Origin of the sequence: Shinella zoogloeoides, assembly GCF_022682305.1 — a bacterium.
GTDB classification, from domain to species: domain Bacteria; phylum Pseudomonadota; class Alphaproteobacteria; order Rhizobiales; family Rhizobiaceae; genus Shinella; species Shinella zoogloeoides_B.
This window is the reverse complement of sequence record NZ_CP093528.1, coordinates 2,401,001-2,418,462: the sequence shown is the minus strand read 5'-3', so window position 1 is coordinate 2,418,462 and position 17,462 is coordinate 2,401,001. Positions and strand designations below refer to the sequence as shown.

General features: G+C 65.4%; 15 protein-coding genes. 4 read left to right on the top strand and 11 right to left on the bottom strand.

Translation table 11 applies throughout. The annotated features are described in order from the left end of the window. Nucleotides 1-113: 113 nt before the first annotated feature. Entirely contained in the window at nt 114-1,274 is a 1,161-nt protein-coding gene (locus tag MOE34_RS12095) for an ABC transporter substrate-binding protein (protein ID WP_242217183.1), read from the bottom strand. Nucleotides 1,275-1,446: 172 nt separating this feature from the next. Beyond that, complete coding sequence (locus MOE34_RS12090; protein ID WP_242217181.1) at nt 1,447-2,355, bottom strand: LysR family transcriptional regulator; 909 nt, start codon at nt 2,353-2,355, stop codon at nt 1,447-1,449. A 123-nt stretch (nt 2,356-2,478) separates the two neighbouring features. Between MOE34_RS12090 and MOE34_RS12085 the strand changes: the two genes are divergently transcribed. The 3 genes from MOE34_RS12085 to MOE34_RS12075 are packed head-to-tail and all read left to right on the top strand — an operon-like array spanning nt 2,479 to nt 4,153. After that, nucleotides 2,479-3,390 carry an alpha/beta hydrolase gene (locus tag MOE34_RS12085; RefSeq protein WP_242217179.1) on the top strand — a complete coding sequence of 304 codons (912 nt, stop codon included), beginning with the start codon at nt 2,479-2,481 and terminating at the stop codon, nt 3,388-3,390. Then, nucleotides 3,387-3,806 carry an ACT domain-containing protein gene (locus MOE34_RS12080; protein WP_242217177.1) on the top strand — a complete coding sequence of 140 codons (420 nt, stop codon included), beginning with the start codon at nt 3,387-3,389 and terminating at the stop codon, nt 3,804-3,806. The genes MOE34_RS12085 and MOE34_RS12080 overlap by 4 nt, the downstream gene beginning before the upstream one ends. After that, nucleotides 3,803-4,153 (top strand): PAAR domain-containing protein, encoded by a 351-nt coding sequence (locus tag MOE34_RS12075; RefSeq protein WP_242217174.1) that lies wholly within the window; start codon nt 3,803-3,805, stop codon nt 4,151-4,153. The genes MOE34_RS12080 and MOE34_RS12075 overlap by 4 nt, the downstream gene beginning before the upstream one ends. A 150-nt stretch (nt 4,154-4,303) precedes the next feature. On the opposite strand, the gene MOE34_RS12070 is transcribed toward MOE34_RS12075, so the two are convergent. The 9 genes from MOE34_RS12070 to MOE34_RS12030 all read right to left on the bottom strand — a co-directional run bounded on the left by MOE34_RS12070 (nt 4,304) and on the right by MOE34_RS12030 (nt 16,369). Next, complete coding sequence (locus MOE34_RS12070) at nt 4,304-5,935, bottom strand: ABC transporter ATP-binding protein (protein WP_242217172.1); 1,632 nt, start codon at nt 5,933-5,935, stop codon at nt 4,304-4,306. Next, entirely contained in the window at nt 5,928-6,755 is an 828-nt protein-coding gene (locus MOE34_RS12065; RefSeq protein ID WP_242217170.1) for an ABC transporter permease, read from the bottom strand. The genes MOE34_RS12070 and MOE34_RS12065 overlap by 8 nt, the downstream gene beginning before the upstream one ends. After that, complete coding sequence (locus MOE34_RS12060; protein WP_431522376.1) at nt 6,752-7,861, bottom strand: ABC transporter permease; 1,110 nt, start codon at nt 7,859-7,861, stop codon at nt 6,752-6,754. Before MOE34_RS12060 ends, MOE34_RS12065 begins: the two co-directional genes overlap by 4 nt. After that, nucleotides 7,861-9,450, bottom strand: coding sequence for an ABC transporter substrate-binding protein (locus MOE34_RS12055; RefSeq protein ID WP_242217168.1), 1,590 nt, complete (start codon nt 9,448-9,450; stop codon nt 7,861-7,863). The genes MOE34_RS12060 and MOE34_RS12055 overlap by 1 nt, the downstream gene beginning before the upstream one ends. 147 nt (nt 9,451-9,597) lie before the next feature. Then, the gene (locus MOE34_RS12050) at nt 9,598-10,380 is read right to left on the bottom strand and encodes a carnitinyl-CoA dehydratase (RefSeq protein WP_242217166.1); all 783 of its coding nucleotides are present in this window, start codon (nt 10,378-10,380) and stop codon (nt 9,598-9,600) included. Then, on the bottom strand, nt 10,377-12,437 hold the full coding sequence (locus tag MOE34_RS12045) for an acetate--CoA ligase family protein (protein WP_242217164.1): 2,061 nt from the start codon (nt 12,435-12,437) through the stop codon (nt 10,377-10,379). The genes MOE34_RS12050 and MOE34_RS12045 overlap by 4 nt, the downstream gene beginning before the upstream one ends. A gap of 6 nt (nt 12,438-12,443) precedes the next feature. Next, nucleotides 12,444-13,604, bottom strand: a complete 1,161-nt coding sequence (locus tag MOE34_RS12040) for an acyl-CoA dehydrogenase family protein (protein ID WP_242217151.1) — start codon at nt 13,602-13,604, stop codon at nt 12,444-12,446. A gap of 161 nt (nt 13,605-13,765) precedes the next feature. Continuing rightward, nucleotides 13,766-15,268 (bottom strand): carnitine 3-dehydrogenase, encoded by a 1,503-nt coding sequence (locus tag MOE34_RS12035; RefSeq protein WP_242217149.1) that lies wholly within the window; start codon nt 15,266-15,268, stop codon nt 13,766-13,768. A 186-nt stretch (nt 15,269-15,454) separates the two neighbouring features. Further along, entirely contained in the window at nt 15,455-16,369 is a 915-nt protein-coding gene (locus MOE34_RS12030) for a 3-keto-5-aminohexanoate cleavage protein (protein WP_242217148.1), read from the bottom strand. Nucleotides 16,370-16,483: 114 nt separating this feature from the next. On the opposite strand from MOE34_RS12030, the gene MOE34_RS12025 reads away from it, so the two are divergent. Beyond that, nucleotides 16,484-17,458 (top strand): GlxA family transcriptional regulator, encoded by a 975-nt coding sequence (locus tag MOE34_RS12025; RefSeq protein WP_242223920.1) that lies wholly within the window; start codon nt 16,484-16,486, stop codon nt 17,456-17,458. Nucleotides 17,459-17,462: the final 4 nt, after the last annotated feature.

The window sequence follows — 17,462 nt, the reverse complement described above, 5'->3', positions numbered from 1 at the left end:
CCCGCCCGCATTGTCGAATGTTGCCGCTCCGCGGCCACCCCCTCTGTCACCTTCGATGACATCTCCCCCTCAAGGTGGGAGATTAGCGGGAGTATGCCGCGCCGATTGGTGCCTTAGCGCCCGCCGATCACGCCGATATAGTCGGAGACCCAGCGGTGGTAGGGCACGCATTCGCCCTGGCTTTCGCACTTCGTCGTCGGCGTGCGCCAGAAGGCGATCTTGTCGAAGTTCTCGTAGCCGTTGGTCTTGCAGCCTTCGTCGGTCAGCAGCGCATTGCCCTTGCAGGCGGCCGGAACGGACGGAACCGCGCCGAACCAGGCGGCGGCGTCACCCTGCACCTTGGCGGACAGCGAATGCTCCATCCACATATAAGCGCAGTTCGGATGCTGGCTTTCGGCATGCAGCATGGTCGTGTCCGACCAGCCCGTCACGCCCTCTTCCGGGAAGGTCGAGGCGATCGGCTGCTTTTCCGCCTGCATGAGGTTGACCTGGAACGGCCAGGAGCCGGAGGCGACGACGCCTTCGTTCTTGAAGTCGTCGATCTGGATCATGGCATCGTGCCAGTAGCGGCCGACGAGCGTGCGCTGGACGCGCAGCAGGTCGAGCGCGGCCTTGTACTGGTCTTCGTTGAGCTCGTAGGGGTTCTTGATGCCGAGTTCCGGCTTGTGCGCCATCAGGTACTGGGCAGCGTCGGCGATGTGGATCGGGCCGTCATAGGCCTGCACGCGGCCCTTGTTGGACTTGCCGTCCGGCAACGTCATCTCCTCGAAGACGACCTTCCAGCTCTTCGGCGCCTCGCCCTTGAAGGCTTCCGTGTTGTACATCAGGATATTGGGGCCCCAGAGATAGGGCGTGCCGTAGTGAACGCCGTTCACCGTATGCCAGGGCGCGTTCTGCAGGCGCTCGTCGATGGTCTTCCAGCTCGGGATGAGGTCGGTGTTGATCGGCTGCACGCGCTTGCCGGCGACGAGGCGGAGCGAGGCGTCGCCCGAGGCGGTGACGAGGTCGAAACCGCCTTCGTTCATCAGCGCGACCATTTCGTCCGAGGTCGCGGCGGTCTTCACCGTCACCTTGCAGTTCGTCTTCTTCTCGAAGTCGGTGACCCAGTCATAGGCCTTGTCCGTCTCGCCGCGCTCGATATAGCCGGCCCAGGCGACGATGGAGACCTCGCCCTCACCGGGGCCAAGCTCCTTCAGCGGCTCCTGGGCGATGGCGGCGGTGGCGAAGGCGAGCGAAAGGGTAAGCGCGGTGCAGGAATGCAGAAGTCGCTTCATGACAGTCTCCCGGTTTGATCCGCTTTGAGCGGTATTGTTCCCGAAAGGAAAGGTGCCGCGATTTTGCCGCTTTCGCAAATTCATTAATCAGAATGCCGGTATCGGAAATTCCGAAAGCTAAAGCGCACCAGCAAAAGTGCGGAGCGGTTCTGCGCCCGGACATGCGTGGGAATTAGCGGCCTCGGCCGCTTCTGAGCGCTTCCGCCAGCCCCACGAAATCGCGCGCCGCCTGCGGCAGGCCGGAGCCTTTGCGCCAGACCATGCCGATCTGCACCACCGGCAACGCGCCGGAAACGTCGCGGCTTTCGATGCGGTCGCCTTCCAGCGACCAGGGGCGGTAGACGAGGTCGGGCAGGAGCGCGATGCCCGCGCCCGTCGCCACGAGGCTGCGCACCGCTTCCACCGAGCGGGTGCGGAAGGCGACATGCGGGCGCGCGCCGAGCGCGCTCAGCAGCTTGCCGGTATTCTCCTCGATTTCGTCCACCGTCAGCATGATCAGCGGCTCCTTGGCGATATCGCTGACGGAGATGATATCGGCCGAGACGAGCGGATGCCCGATCGGCAGCCAAAGCCGGTAGGGGGAGGTCTCGATGATCTCCGCCTGCAGTGCCATGCGGTCGCGCAGGTTGGAGATGACCATGACGGCGACGTCCAGCTCCCCGCCGACCAGCAGATGCTCCAGATAGGAGCCGTTGTCCTCGATGGCGCTGACATCGATGCCGGGGAAGGCGCGGCGGTAGCGCGAGAGCAGGTCCGACAGCACGTAGCCGGCGACGAGCGAGGTGACGCCGAGGTTGAGCTGACCTTTTTCCGGTGCGCGGTTGTCGGAGAAGGAGCGGCGGGCATCGGAGACATTGGCGAGGATTTTCGTCGCATGGCGCAGGAACTGGTGGCCGTTATGCGTCGTCGTCAGCCCGCGTGGGTGGCGCTCGAAGAGTTCGACGCCGAGATCCGATTCGAGTTCCTTGATCGCCTCGGTGATCGAGGATTGCGAGATCGACAGGTTTTGCGCAGCCCGCGTCACGGATCCCTGTTCCGCGACGGCGACGAAATATTGCAATTGCCGGAAGGTGAAAGCCATGGCGGCACTTAATAGGACGGGCGGCGGGGAGGCAAGTCGTGGAAAAAGGCCGGGAAAAGGCGTAGGTCCGCAAACCCGACCCGCGCCGCCCTGCTATGATGTCTCCAACGACAAGGAGCCGCCATGACCGAACGCCCCATGCCGACCGAGCCGGGCATTCTTGCCTTCCACAAGCGCTGCGAGGATTTCTACCCCGCCGACGCCGTCGATGCCGACATCGTGCAGCAGCGCGCCTGGTATGACGCGCTCTGCGCCGCCTTCGACGCGCCGCCGCCGGCCGGCATGGCCAAGCGGGACGGACTGGTGGCGGGACGCATTCCGGTGCGCCGCTATTGTCCGGCGCGGGTGACGAGCGAAACGCGGCTCTTCTATATCCATGGCGGCGGCTTCGTCGTCGGCTCGCTGGACAGCCACGATGCGATCTGCGCCGAGATCGCCGAGGCGGCCGGGGCGGAACTCGTCTCGGTCGATTACCGGCTTTCGCCGGAACATGCCTGGCCCGCCGCCTTCGACGATTGTTGGGCGGTTCTGATGGAGCTTCTGCTGGAACGCCATCCGGTCGTGATGATCGGCGACAGCGCCGGCGGCAACCTTGCGGCCGGTCTCGTGCTGAAGGCGCGGGACGAGGGGCTGAAGGGCGTTGCGGGGCAGGCGCTGGTCTATCCCGGCCTCGGCGGCGATCTCGTGTCCGGTTCCTATGTCGAGATGGCCGAGGCGCCCGGGCTTTCGACCGCCGACGTCGCCTATTATCGCGAGGTCTACAAGGCGCCGGAAGATGCGGTCCATGCCTTTCCGCTGCGTGCGGAAAATCTCGCCGGCCTGCCGCCGGCCTTCATCACCGGCGCCTTTTTCGATCCGTTGCGCGATGACGCCCGCGCCTATGCGGCGCGGCTGATCCTTGCCGGCGTGCCGGTGGAGTATCGGGAGGAGAGGCAGATGATCCACGCCTGGCTGCGTGCCCGCTTCATGAGCGAGGGCGCGAAGGCCGGTTTTGCGGCGCTCTGCGACGCCGTGCGCCGGATGGCCAATCCATGAGCGGCGTCACCGATCTCGACGAACTGCTGGCGACCATGGAGCCGGCGCTGGCGGTGGGCCGTTTCGTCTACGCGAGCGTGCCGGCCCCGGAGATCGCGACTTATCTTGCGCGCGGCCCCATCGGCCTCTTTCGGGAGGAGGAGGGGGTGACGCTGATCCTGCCCGCCGAGGCCGCGGAAGGGCTTTCCGCCAGCGCGCCGATGCGCATGATCACGCTCACCGTGCATTCCTCGCTGGAGGCCGTGGGGCTGACGGCGGCCTTCGCCACGGCTTTGACGAAGGCGGGCATCAGCGCCAATGTGGTTGCCGCCTTCCATCACGACCATATATTCGTGCCGGAGCGGGATGCCGAACGGGCGCTCGAAACGCTGCGGGCGCTATCCCGCGCGGCATGTGACAAGGGAGAAGCACGATGAAATTCCAGCAGCTTTCGGCCGCCGTCCTGATGCTCGGCATTGCGGCGGCCATGCCGTCGCCCTCCCTTGCCGACGACGCTCCCGCGCCCATTCCCTCCTGCGCCATGTCCGGCTCCAAGAGCGTCTTCATCGGCGGCGCGCCGGCGCTGCGGCTTTCCGACGTGGTGAACTGCCCGCCGGAACTCTACGAGATCGTGCCGAGCGTGATGATCGAGGGCCAGCCCATGGTGAAATTCCGCAGCGGCGTCGGCGAGAAGGGCAATTGCACGGCGCGGGGCGAGGAGACGGTGAGTGTCGAGGGGGAATCGGCAAGCCGGCTCGGGGATGTGACCTGCACGCAGAATTGAGAGGTGGGCGTGGAGCCTGTTGCTGGCCTCTGCGCTTGAGGCGTTGACCCTTCCCCTAACTCTCTCCCCGCAAGCGGGGAAAAGGAGGCTGCCAGGCCGGATGAGGGGCCACGCAAAAAAGAACGGGCGGCCCAAGCCGCCCGCCTTCCATCAGTTCCCGGCGCTCTCCATGCGCCGCGTCTTGAGCACCCGCTCCAGCCAGCCGATCTCCATTTCGGGCACGGATTTCAGCAGCAGGTCCGTATAGTCGTCGAAGGGCGGCGTGAGCACCTTCGATTTTGGGCCGAAGCGCACGAGGCGCCCCCGGTGCATCACGGCCACGCTGTCGGCAATCGCGCGCACGATGGCGATGTCGTGGGTGATGAACATGTAGGAGACATGCGTTTCCTCCTGCAGCTTCAGGAGAAGCTTCAGGATGCCCTCGGCCACCAGCGGGTCGAGCGCGGAGGTCGGCTCGTCGCACAGGATGAGTTCGGGCTTGGCCGCGAGCGCCCTTGCGATGGCGACGCGCTGCTTCTGGCCGCCGGAAAGCTCGGCCGGGTAGCGGTCGGCGAAGCGGCCGCCCATCTCGATCTGGTCGAGCAGTTCCTTCACCCGCTCCGTCTTCTCCCGGCCGCGCATGCCATAGTAGAAGGTGAGGGGGCGGCCGATGATGTCGCGCACCGTCTGGCGCGGGTTCATCGCGGTGTCGGCCATCTGGTAGATCATCTGGACGCGGCGAAGCTCGTCGTTCGACCGGCCCTTCAGCGCCCGCGGCAAGGGCTTGCCGTCGAAGCTGATCGTGCCCTCCTGTGGGGGGAGCAGGCCGGTGATGACGCGGGCGAGGGTGGACTTGCCCGAGCCGGATTCGCCCACCACCGCCAGCGTCTGGCCCTTCGGCAGGTGCAGCGACACGTTCTGCAGCACCTTGAAGCCGTTGGAATAGCCGGCGGTGACATTCTCCACTTTCAGGAGCGTGTCCGTCTGGTCGGGTGCTTCGTCCCGGCCGGTGCCGCGCACGTTGACGAGGGCGCGGGTGTAGTCCTCTCTCGGCTCTTCGATGATCTGCTGCACCGAGCCGTATTCCACCATCTTGCCATGCCGGAGCACGAGGATGTCGTCCGTGATCTGTGCCACGACGGCAAGGTCGTGGGTGATGTAGAGCGCGGCCGTGTGGGTTTCCTCGATGGCGTGCTTGATGGCGGCGAGCACGTCGATCTGCGTCGTCACGTCGAGCGCGGTGGTCGGCTCGTCGAAGATGATCAGCTCCGGGTTGGGGCAGAGCGCCATGGCGGTCATGGCGCGCTGCAGCTGGCCGCCGGAGACCTGGTGCGGATAGCGCTGGCCGAAGGTTTCCGGGTTGGGCAGGCCGAGCACCTTGAAGAGGTAGAGCGCGCGCTTTTCCGCGTCCGCGCGGCTCATGACACCGTGCTTCAGCGATGCCTCGATCACCTGCTCGCCGAGCCGATGGGCGGGATTGAAGGCTGCCGCCGCCGACTGCGCGACGTAGCAGACCTTGCAGCCGCGCACCTTGCGGATGCCGGCCGGCGAGAGCTTCAGGAGATCCTCGCCGTTCAGCTTTACCTCGCCGCCGGTGATGCGCACTCCGCCGCGCCCGTAGGCGAGGGCGGTAAGGCCGATGGTGGACTTGCCGGCCCCGGATTCGCCGATAAGACCGAGCACCTTGCCCTTCTGCACATCGAAGTTCACGCCCTCGACAAGAGTAACGTTCCTCGGCGGCTCGCCGGGCGGGTAGCTCGTCGCCTCGATCTTGAGATTGCGGACGGAAAGAAGATCAGGCATCGCCGCGTCCCCCCTTCAGGCTCGAGGTGCGTTTCATCAGCCAGTCGACGACGAGGTTGACGCAGATGGCCAGCCCGGCGATCGCCCCGCCTGGAATAAGCGCGGCCGAAATGCCGAAGATGATGCCGTCCTTGTTGTCCTTGACCATGCCGCCCCAGTCGGCGGCCGGCGGCTGGATGCCGAGGCCGAGGAAGGAGAGGGTGGAGAGGAACAGGATCGAGAAGGCGAAGCGCAGGCCGAATTCGGCCAGCAGCGGCGAGAGCGTGTTGGGAAGAATCTCGCGGAAGATGATCCAGCCCGTGCCTTCGCCGCGCAGCCGTGCCGCCTCCACGAATTCCATGACCGCGACGTCGAGCGCCACGGCCCGGCCGATGCGGTAGACGCGCGTGCTGTCGAGCACCGCCATGACGAGGATGAGGATCCAGAGCTGCTGCGGCAGCACGGCCAGCACGACGAGGGCGAAGATCAGCGTCGGGATCGCCATCATCAGGTCGTTGAAGCGCGAGAAGATCTGGTCGATGAACCCGCCCGTCACCGCTGCCGTGAAGGACAGCAGCATGCCGAGCGAGAAGGAGAGCACGGTTGCCGCCAGCGCCACGAAGACCGTGGTGCGGGCGCCGAAGATCAGCCGCGAGAAGAGGTCGCGGCCGAGATTGTCCGTGCCGAGCAGGAAGTCGCCGCCCATCGGCTGCCAGACGGAGCCGACGATCTCGCTTTCGCCGTGCGGCGCGATGAAGGGGGCGAAGAGGGCGCAGAAGAGGGCAAGCGCGATGCCCGCGATGCCGACCCATGCGCTGACGGGAATGGAGGAAAGTCTCATCGCGGATGCCTCAATCTGGGGTTCGCGACAATCGCGAGGATATCGGCGAACATGTTGAGGAAGATGTAGAAGGCGGCGAAGATCAGGCCGCAGGCCTGCACGACGGGCATGTCGCGCACCGTCACGGCGTCGACCATGTACTGGCCCATGCCGGGATAGACGAAGACCACCTCCACGACGACGACGCCGACCACGAGATAGGCGAGGTTCAGCGCGATGACGTTGATGACCGGGGCCACCGCATTGGGCGCGGCATGCCTGGCGATGATGCGCAGGCTCGAAAGCCCCTTAAGCTCCGCCGTCTCGACATAGGCCGACGACATGACGTTGAGGATCGCCGCCCGCGTCATGCGCATCATGTGGGCGAGCACGACGAGGACGAGCGTGGCGGTGGGCAAAGCGATGGCCGACAGCCGCTCGCCGATCGTCATCGTGTCGTAGACCGTAGCCGGGAAGGTGGCGATGCCCATCTTCACCGCGAAGAACAGGATCAGCAGGTAGCCGACGAAGAACTCCGGCAGGGAGATCGCCGCCAGCGATACGACGTTGATGATCTTGTCTGGCAGGCGGTTCCGGTATTGCACCGCCAGCATGCCGAGGCCGACGGCCAATGGCACCGATATGATCGCCGCGAAGAAGGCGAGGAACAGCGAATTGCCGAGGCGCTTGCCGATCTGCTCGCTGACCGATTGCTTGGAGGCCCAGGAGGCGCCGAAATCACCCTGAAGAGCGCCGCCGAGCCATTTGACGTAGCGGGTGGTGGCCGGCTGGTCGAGGCCGAGGTCCTTGCGGATGTTCTCCACGGCCTGCGGTGTCGCGGACTGTCCGAGATAGGTGGTCGCGAAGTCGCCGGGCAGGGCTTCCACGCCGCCGAAGATCATCAGCGACACGGCGAAGAGCAAGGCCACGCTGAGCGCGAGGCGTTGCAGGATGAGTGCAGCGAGCGGGCTGCTCTTGCTGAGTTTCGCCCAGAAGGAGGGCGTGCCCTCGATGGCTGGGGTTCCCGTGGACGCAACCGACCCGGCAGCTCCGGCCGACTGCGGGGCTTCGCCCGCAGCCGTCGTCGCTGTCAGCTCCGGACCGTGCGCCGGTCCGTTGCCGGTCATCAGGCGTCGAGCCAGACGCGGGTTGCGACATAGCCGTTCGACATGTCGTTGCCGATGTCGTGGACGTAGCCCTTCACGTTCTTGCCGGCGGCGTTCACGAAGTCGTTGAACATCGGCAGGATCAGGCCGCCCTCGTCACGCACCATCATGGCCATGGTGCGGTACATGTCCTTGCGCTTGGCCTCGTCCAGTTCGGAGCGGGCCTGGAGCAGCAGCTTGTCGAAGTCCTCGCGCTTGAAGCGCGTGTCGTTCCAGTCGGCCGTCGAGAGATAGGCGGTGGAATACATCTGGTCCTGCGTCGGTCGGCCGCCCCAGTAGGAGGTGCAGAAGGGCTGGACGTTCCAGACGTTCGACCAGTAGCCGTCGCCCGGCTCGCGCTTCACCTCGATATCGATGCCGGCCTTCTTGGCGCTTTGCTGGTAGAGGACGGCGGCATCGACGGCACCCGGGAAGGCCACGTCGGACGTGCGCAGCAGCACCGAGCCGCTATGGCCCGACTTCTTGTAGTGGAAGGCGGCCTTGTCGGGATCGTAGGTGCGCTGCTCGATGCCTTCCGGGAAGAGGGCATAGGTCTCGTTGATCGGGAAGTCGTTGCCGACCTTGCCGTAGCCGTTCAGCACCTTCTCCAGCATCGCCTCGCGGTCCATGGAGTATTTCAGCGCCATGCGCAGGTCGTTGTTGTCGAACGGCGCGGTGTCGCAATGCATGATGAACACGTAATGGCCACGGCCGGAGGTGGAGAGGATTTCCACGTTCGGCGCGCGCTTCAGAAGATCGACGGTCTTCGGGTCGACGCGGTTGATGTAGTGCACCTGGCCGGAGGAGAGGGCGGCGATGCGGGCGGTCGCGTCGTTCATAGCGATCATCTCGATCGTGTCGACGAAGCCGCGGTCCTGTCGCCAGTCGTCCTTGTTGCGCTCGAAGGTGGCGCGTACGCCGGCCTCGAAGCTGGTGACCTTGTAGGGACCGGTGCCGATCTGCGCGTTCGGATCGTCGAGGCCGCCGTTCGGCTGGATGACGAGGTGGTAGTCGGTGAGCAGCAGCGGCAGATCGGCGTTGCCTTCGGTCAGGACGAGCACCAGCTTGTCGCCATCGGCCTTGATTTCCTTGATCGATTTCATGACGCCGAGCGCGCCCGATTCCGACTTCTCGTCGGTGTGGCGCTGCAGGGTCTTGATGACGTCGTCGACGGTCAGTTCCTTGCCGTCGTGGAATTTCACGCCCTTGCGGATGTTGAAGGTCCAGGTCGAGGCATCGGCGGAGGGTTCCCAGGATTCGGCGAGCGCCGGGACGGGCTTGCCGGTCAGCGGCTCGGATTCCACCAGCATGTCGCCCCAGTTGCGGCCGACGACGAACATGAACTGCGAGAGCGCCTTTGCCGGGTCCTTCGAGTCGGTCGCGGCTGCGCCTTCGAGGCCGAGCTTCAGATGGCCGCCACGCTTGGGCTCCTGTGCCCTGGCGGCGGTGTCGAACATCGTGCCGGCGGCGGCGAGCGTGATGCCGAAGGCGGCGGCGCGGCCCATGAACTCACGACGGTTCATCTTGCCGAGCGTGACCTGGCTGGTGAGGTACTTGGTGTAATCAGTCATTCCCCTGTTCCCTTTCGCTGACCCGTTCTGGGCTTTTGTCATTATGATTGGCAGAATTTCTGTTTTTCGCCCGTAAGGCAACCTTACGACCGGTTTTTATGCCGGCGCCGTATTATTCTCCTTCCCGTTCCGTCTTGGAGCGTCGTGTCATCGCCCCTTCCAGACGGGATCGCGCTTCTCCGCGAAGGCGCGGGCGCCCTCGAGCTGATCCTCGCTGGAATAAAGAATATCGACCGTGCGGAACTGCCGCTTGGTGATCTTGTTCATGGTTCCCTGGAAGGTGTCGCCCTCGGCGGCGCGCACCACTTCCTTGATGGCGGCGTAGACGAGCGGCGGGCCGCTTTCGAGCAGGCGCGCCAGCTCCCAGGCGCGGTCCATGAGCTTGTCGGCCGGCAGGATCTCGTTGACGAAGCCCCAGCGGTGCGCCTCCTGAACATCCAGCCAGCGGCCGGTGAGCAGCATGTCCATGGCGATGTGATAGGGAATGCGCTTCGGCAGCTTGATCGAGGCGGCATCCGCCACCGTGCCGGAACGGATTTCCGGGAGGGCGAAGGTCGCGTGCTCGGCGGCGAGGATGAGGTCGGTCGACAGCGCGATCTCGAAGCCGCCGCCGCAGCAGATGCCGTTGATGGCTGCGATGATCGGTTTGTTGAGGTCGCGCAGCTCCTGCATGCCGCCGAAACCGCCGACGCCATAGTCGCCATCGACGGCATCGCCTGCCGCCGCGGCTTTCAGGTCCCATCCCGGACAGAAGAATTTCTCCCCCGCGCCGGTGATGATGGCGACGCGCAGCGTGTCGTCGTCGCGGAATTCCCGGAAGACCTCGCCCATGATGCGGCTGGTCGCAAGATCGATGGCGTTCGCCTTGGGGCGATCGATCGTGACTTCGAGGATGCCGCCTTCGCGGCGCTGGCGTATCGGTCCGGTCATGATTGTTTCCTCAGACGGATCAGTGCATCGGCCGCCACGACACCGTCGCCGGCGGGGAGCACCATTATGGGATTAACGTCCAGTTCTTCGATTATTGAGGCGTTTGAAACGACATAGGATGCCGCTGATGCGACGGCGGCGACAAGGGCGTCGATATCGCCCTTCGGCGCGCCGCGATAGCCGTTCAGCAGCTTGGCGATCTTGAGGCCGGAGATGGCCTCGCGGATCGTCTTCTCGTCGGTCGGCAGGGTCAAAATCGCCGAATCTTCAAGCAGTTCGACGAGGATGCCACCGGCACCGATGGTCAGCACCGGACCGGCGACGGGATCGCGCATCGCGCCGACGATGAGTTCGGCGACCGGTTTGCCCACCATCTTTTCCACGAGGAAGCCCGAGGCGACGCCGGCCATGGCCTTTGCCGCATCGAGAACGGCTTGCCGGCCGGCAAGGTTGAGCTTGACCGCGCCGGCTTCGGTCTTGTGCGCCACGCCGAGGCCCTTGAGCACGATGGGGAAACCGAGTGTTTCGGCTGCCTGCGCCGCGGCTTCCGCCGTTTCGGCGGTGAGGCCCTTGGGGACGGGAAGGCCATGGGCGCCGAGCGCCTGCTTGGCCTCGCGCTCGGTGAGCGTGATCGCCTCGCCTTCGCCGGTCGGGGCCTTGAGCAGCGGGGCGGCAAGCGGCTTCGACCAGGCTTCGCCTATGCCAGCGGCGGCATCGGCGGCGGCAAGCGCCTCCTCGATGCCGTAGAAGGGCACGACGCCGTTTCGCACCAGCATTTCGGCTGTTGCTTCCGGCAGGTTCTCGCCCATGCTGGCGACGATGCCGGCATTTTCGCCCGTCGCCCGTGCCGCGTCGATCAGGGCCTCGCAGGTGGTGGTCCAGTCGGCGGCGTCGCAACGGTCGAGGCGGGGGAAATCGAGCACGACGAGGTTCAGCGCATAGCCGCCCTGCATCATGGTGGTGAAGGCGGCGGTCTGCTTCTCGCGGTTGCCCCAGACGAAGGTGTGGTAGTCGAGCGGGTTGGAGATCGTCACCATCTGGCCGAGCGTTTCGCGCAGCGGCTGGCGCTGTTCCGGCTTCAGGTCGCGGTAGACGACCTTCCGCTTCACGCCGGCATCCGCCATCAGCGAGGCCTCGCCGCCCGAGCAGGACATGGAGGAGATGTCGTGGCTCGAAAGGGGGCCGGCGACATGCAGCAGCTTCAGGGTTTCCAGCAGTTCCGGCAGGGTCTCGACACGGCCGATGCCGAGGCGGGAAAGCAGCGCCGAGGAGACGGCGTCGTTGCCGGCGAGCGAGGCGGTGTGCGAGACGGTGGCGAGCTGCGCCTGTTCCGATTTGCCGACCTTCAGCGTGACGACCGGCTTCTTCAGCTCGCGGGCGCGAAGGCCCAGGCGCTCCAGCGAAGCGAGGCTGTCGAAGCCCTCGATATGGAGGCCGACGGCGGTGACGCGCGGGTCTTCGAGCACGGCGCAGGCGAGATCGGCAAGGCCGGTCTGCGCCTGGTTGCCGGCGGTCAGGATATAGGCGAGCGGCAGGCCGCGCTGCTGCATCGAGACGTTGCAGGCGATGTTTGAGGACTGCGTGAGGACGGCGACGCCCTTTTCTATACGCAGCATGCCGTGCTGGTCGGGCCAGAGCAGGGCGCCGTCCAGCATGTTGATGAAGCCGTAGCAGTTGGGGCCGAGGATCGGCATGTCGCCGGCGGCTTCCACCAGCGCCCTTTGCAGGTCATCGCCATCGGCAAGCTCGCTGACGGCTTCGCGGAAGCCGGAGGCGTAGCAGACCGCGCCGCCTGCGCCGCGCGCAGCGAGGTCACGGATGATGCCGATGGTGAGCTCGCGGTTGACGCCGACGAAGGAGGCGTCCGGCGCACCGGGAAGGTCGGCGACCGAGCGATAGCATTTGCGGCCGAGGATTTCGTCCTCGCGCGGATGCACCGGCCAGATATCGCCGGAAAAGCCCATCTTGTCGCATTGATAGATGACCCGCCGCGCTTCCTTGCCGCCGAAGACGGCGATGGATTTCGGACGGATGAGGCGGTCGAGAGAACGCACCATTTCCGGTTACGCCCCCAGCGGCCTGAGCAGGTCGCGGCTGATGATGTGCCGCTGGATTTCCGATGTGCCGTCCCAGATGCGCTCGACGCGGGCATCGCGCCAGAAGCGGGCGAGCGGCAGGTCGTCCATCAGGCCCATGCCGCCGAAGATCTGGATCGCCTCGTCGGTGACGCGGGCGAGCATTTCCGTGGCGTAGACCTTGGCCGAGGCGATCTCGCGGTTCGATGGCAGGCCCTGGTCGAGCCGCCAGGCTGCGGACAGCGTCAGGAGGTCGGCGGCATCGATCTCGGTGATCATGTCGGCGAGCTTGAAGGAGACGCCCTGGTTCGCGCCGATCGGCTTGCCGAACTGCTTGCGTTCGGCCGCGTAATTGAGGGCGTAATCGAAGGCGCGGCGGGCGCGGCCAACGGAGGTGGCGGCGACGGTGAGGCGCGTCGCGTAGAGCCAGTCGTTGGCGATGTCGAAGCCCTTGTGCACTTCGCCGAGGATCTGGGCGGAGGGCAGGCGGCATTCGTCGAAATTGAGGATGCAGTTCTTGTAGCCGCGATGGGAGACGGAATTGTAGCCCTCGCGGATCTCGAAGCCGGGCGTGCCGCGGTCGACGAGGAAGCAGGTGATCAGCTTCTTCTTGCCGCGCGGCGTGTCTTCTTCGCCCGTCGCGATGAAGACGATGACGAAATCGGCGATGTTGGCGTGGCTGATGAAGTGCTTGGTGCCGTTGACGACCCAGTCGTCGCCGTCCTTGCGGGCGAAGCACTTCATGCCGCGCACGTCGGAGCCGGCGTCCGGCTCGGTCATGGCCAGCGCATCGAATTTCTCGCCGCTGACGGCGGGCAGAAGATAGCGTTCGCGCTGCTCGTCGTTGCAGGCCATCAGGATGCCGGAGGGGCGGCCGAAGAAGACCGTCAGCGCCATCGAGCCGCGGCCAAGCTCGCGCTCGACCAGCGTGAAGGACGTGTGGTCGAGACCCGCGCCGCCGACTTCTTCCGGCATGTTGCAGCCGAAGAAACCGATCTCCTTGCACTTGCGCGCGATTTCCTGGCCGAGTTCCGGCGGCACATGGCCGGTGCGCTCGACCTCGTTTTCATGCGGATAGATTTCCGTTTCGACGAAGGAGCGGACCGTGTCCACGATCATCTGCTGTTCGTCGGTGAGTGCGAAATTCATTGTATTCCCCTCGTTTCGGTTTGCCCCTCATCCGGCTGCTGCCACCTTCTCCCCGTGAACGGGGAGAAGGGATATGCCGCGCCGGTTTCCTCCATTCCCAAGCCTGCTCTGGGCAGGTTCCCTCTCTCCGCTTACGGGGAGAGGAGTAGGGTGAAGGGCAGTTAGTTCGTTTTCCTCTGCCCGACGCTGCGGCCTGCACCTTCCGGCGCGGCCAGCTTGGCATGGGCTTCGGCAATCGGCGCGATCTTCGCCAGCACGTCCTCGGGCGCATCGACGCTCTTTCCGGCCTTCGAGTCCACATGGACCATCATCTGCTCGGCGGTCGCGATGACGTCGCCGGTGGCGGCGTCGTGGATGCGGGTGAAGAAGTGCAGCCGCTTCTTGTCCGAGGAGAGGAGCTGGAGCGTCGTGTAGAGCGCCTGGCCGAGCTTGCCCTCGCCGAGATGGCGGATGTGGGTTTCCACCGTGTAGTAGCTGTGGCCGGCCTCGACATAGGCGAAGTCGACGCCGATGAGGCGCAGCAGTGCGTCGGACGTATCGCCGAAGAGCTGGAGGTAGCGGTGCTCCGTCATGTGGCCGTTGTAATCGACCCAGGCGGCATTGACCTTGGTGTCGACGAGGCGGAGCGGTTCGCTCGAGGAGACCTCGACCTTCGCCTTGCCGGCCTTGGCCCACAGGTGCGCCTCGAATTCGGCGAGCAGCTTGCCCGAACCCCAGCCGCGGCCTTCGTCGCCGGCCTTCAGCGCATGCATGATGCCGACGAGGTTCTGGTCGCGGATGCGTTCCAGTTCGCGAATACCGCGCGCGCCGGACTGGGCGTCGGACTGGTTGGCGATCTTTTCCACCAACTCGTCGTCGAGGTCGACGACGTCGGTGAGCTTCGTCCAGGGCCAGGAGAGGCAGGGGCCGAACTGGGCGAGGAAGTGGCGCATGCCCGCTTCGCCGCCGGCGATGCGGTAGGTCTCGAACATGCCCATCTGCGCCCAGCGCATGCCGAAGGAATAGCGGATCACGTCATCCAGCGTTTCCGTGTCGCAGATGTCGTCCTTGATCAGCCAGAGGCCTTCGCGCCAGACGGCTTCGAGCAGGCGGTCGCCGACGAAGGCCTCGATTTCCTTGTTGATGATCACGCCCTTCATGCCGATGGGGGCGAGCTTGGCCTTGGCGTCTTCGAGCACGGCGCGCGACGTCCTCTGGCCGCCGACGAGCTCGGCGAGCGGCAGCAGGTAGACGGGGTTGTAGGGATGCGCGACGAACAGGCGTTCGGGATGCTTCATGTCGCGCTGCAGATCGGTTGGCATGAGGCCTGACGTGGAGGAGCCGATCAGGGCGTCGGGCTTTGCGGCCGCATCGATCTGGGTGAGGACGCTCCGCTTCAGTTCGAGGCGCTCGGGCACGCTTTCCTGAATCCAGTCAGCGTCTTGCACGGCGTCTTCGATGCTCTTGCAGAAGGTTACTTTGCCCTTCGGCGGCAGGGGGGCCATGGTGAGCATGCCATAGGCGCGCTCGGCATTGACCATGACTTCGCCGATGATACGCTCGGCTTCCGGATGCGGGTCGAAGACCTTCACGTCGATGCCGGCCAACGCGAAGCGCGCGACCCATGCCCCGCCGATGACGCCGCCGCCGACGCAGGCTGCCTTGTTGATGATGGTCGTGCTCATGCGTTCCCTCAATTCGTTATTGTGTGCGGGTGTCGCTGCCCCTCATCCGGCTGCCGCCACCTTCTCCCCGCAGGCGGGGAGAAGGGATATGCCGCGCCGGTTTCCTTCATTTTCAAGCCTGCGTTTGGCAGGTTCCCTCTCCCCGTTCACGGGGAGAGGGTTAGGGTGAGGGGCAACCCCAAATCGTCAGCCGCGCGGCGCGCGCTTCGTCAGCTTCAGCTTCTCGCGCACTTCGGCCGGGCCGATGACGCGGGCGCCCATGCTCTCGATGATGTTGACGGCCTTGTCGACGAGCTGCGCATTGGTGGCGAGCTGGCCCTTGCCGACATAGAGGTTGTCCTCGAGGCCGACGCGGACGTTGCCGCCGGCAAGCACGACTGCGGCCGGGTAGGCCATGGCATTGCGGCCGATGGAGAAGGCCGAGAAGGTCCAGTTGGACGGCACGTTGTTGACCATTGCCATGAAGGTATTGAGATCGTCCGGCGCGCCCCACGGAATGCCCATGCAGAGCTGGATGAGCACCGGATCCTCGATGATGCCTTCCTCGACGAGCTGCTTGGCGAACCAGAGATGGCCGGTATCGAAGGCCTCGATCTCCGGGCGGACGCCGAGATCGGTCATCATCTTACCCATGGCGCGCAGCATGGACGGCGTGTTGGTCATCACGTAGTCGCCGAGCGAGAAGTTCATCGTGCCGCAATCGAGCGTGCAGATTTCCGGCAGACATTCGGCGACGTGCGAAACGCGCTCGGTGGCGCCGGCCATGTCGGTGCCGTTGGGGTTCAGCGGCAGGGGCTGCTCGGTGTTGCCGAAGATCATGTCACCGCCCATGCCGGCGGTGAGGTTGAGCACGACGTCGACCTCGGCGTCGCGGATACGTTCGGTCACTTCGCGGTAGAGATCGTTGCGGCGGCTCGGCGCGCCGGTTTCCGGATCGCGGACATGGCAGTGCACGACGGCGGCGCCGGCCCTAGCAGCCTCGATGGCCGATTCGGCGATCTGTTTCGGCGAGCGCGGCACGTGGGGGGATTTGCCGGCGGTGTCGCCGGAGCCGGTGACGGCGCAGGTGATGAAGACGTCTCGGTTCATCGCTAAAGGCATTGTCGTTCTCCCAGTATTCTCGTTGGGGCCATTACGAGCCAAGAAAGGATGCAATGCTTTCACTTTTCGGATCCATTCTTGACAATTCGAGAGACCGGCGACCATGCTCCCGATATGCTCGATCCTTCCTCCGACACGCTTGACATCGATATTCTGGTGCTGCCCGAGACGAACCTCATCCTCGTCGCCTCGGTCATCGAGCCGCTGCGCGCGGCCAACCGTATCTCCGGGCAGGACATCTATCGCTGGCGGATATTCTCGCCTGACGGTGCGCCCGTCGAGACGCGTAGCCGCATTCCCGTGCCGGTCGATGGCGTGTTCCGGCCGGAGCGGGAGACGGCGCCGCTCTTCGTGCTGTCCAGCTATCAATGGCAGACGAGCGCAACGCCGCTGCTCCGGCGCCAGCTTTCGCAGACGGCGCGCCACCGCAGCATGATGGCCGGCATCGAATCGGGAAGCTGGCTGCTCGCCGAGGCGAGCCTGCTCGACGGCCATTCCGTGACGATCCACTGGGAGGACATGGAGGAGTTCGCTTCCCGCTATCCGCAGATCACGGTGATGCGCGAGCGCTATGTCATCGACGGCAAGCGCATCACGACCGGCGGCTCTCTGCCGACGCTCGACCTGATGCTGGAGATCATCCGCCGCCGGCAGGGCTATTCGCTGGCGCTGGAGGTCTCGCGGCTCTTCATCTACGAGCACGAGCGCACCGGCGGCCTGCTGCAGGTGCCGGCGCTCGGCAACATGCGCGTCGCCGACCAGCGCGTCAGCCAGGCGGTGCGGCTGATGGAGGAGACGGTGGACGCGCCCCTGACGCTGGCGAGGCTTGCGCGGCGCGTCGGCATCAGCGCGCGTCATCTCCAGGACCTCTTCCAGGAATCAATGGGCGTCGCCCCGCACCAGCATTATCTCGCGCTGCGCCTCAATGCCGCCCGGCGCAAGGTGATCGAGACCAAGGCGGAATTTGCCGACATCGCGGCGCTCACCGGCTTCAACTCCTCCTCGGCCTTCTCGCGCAGCTACCGCGCGCATTACCATGAAAGCCCGACGGAGACCCGGCGGCGGCTGCGGGCCGGGGCGAAGGGGTAGGAGA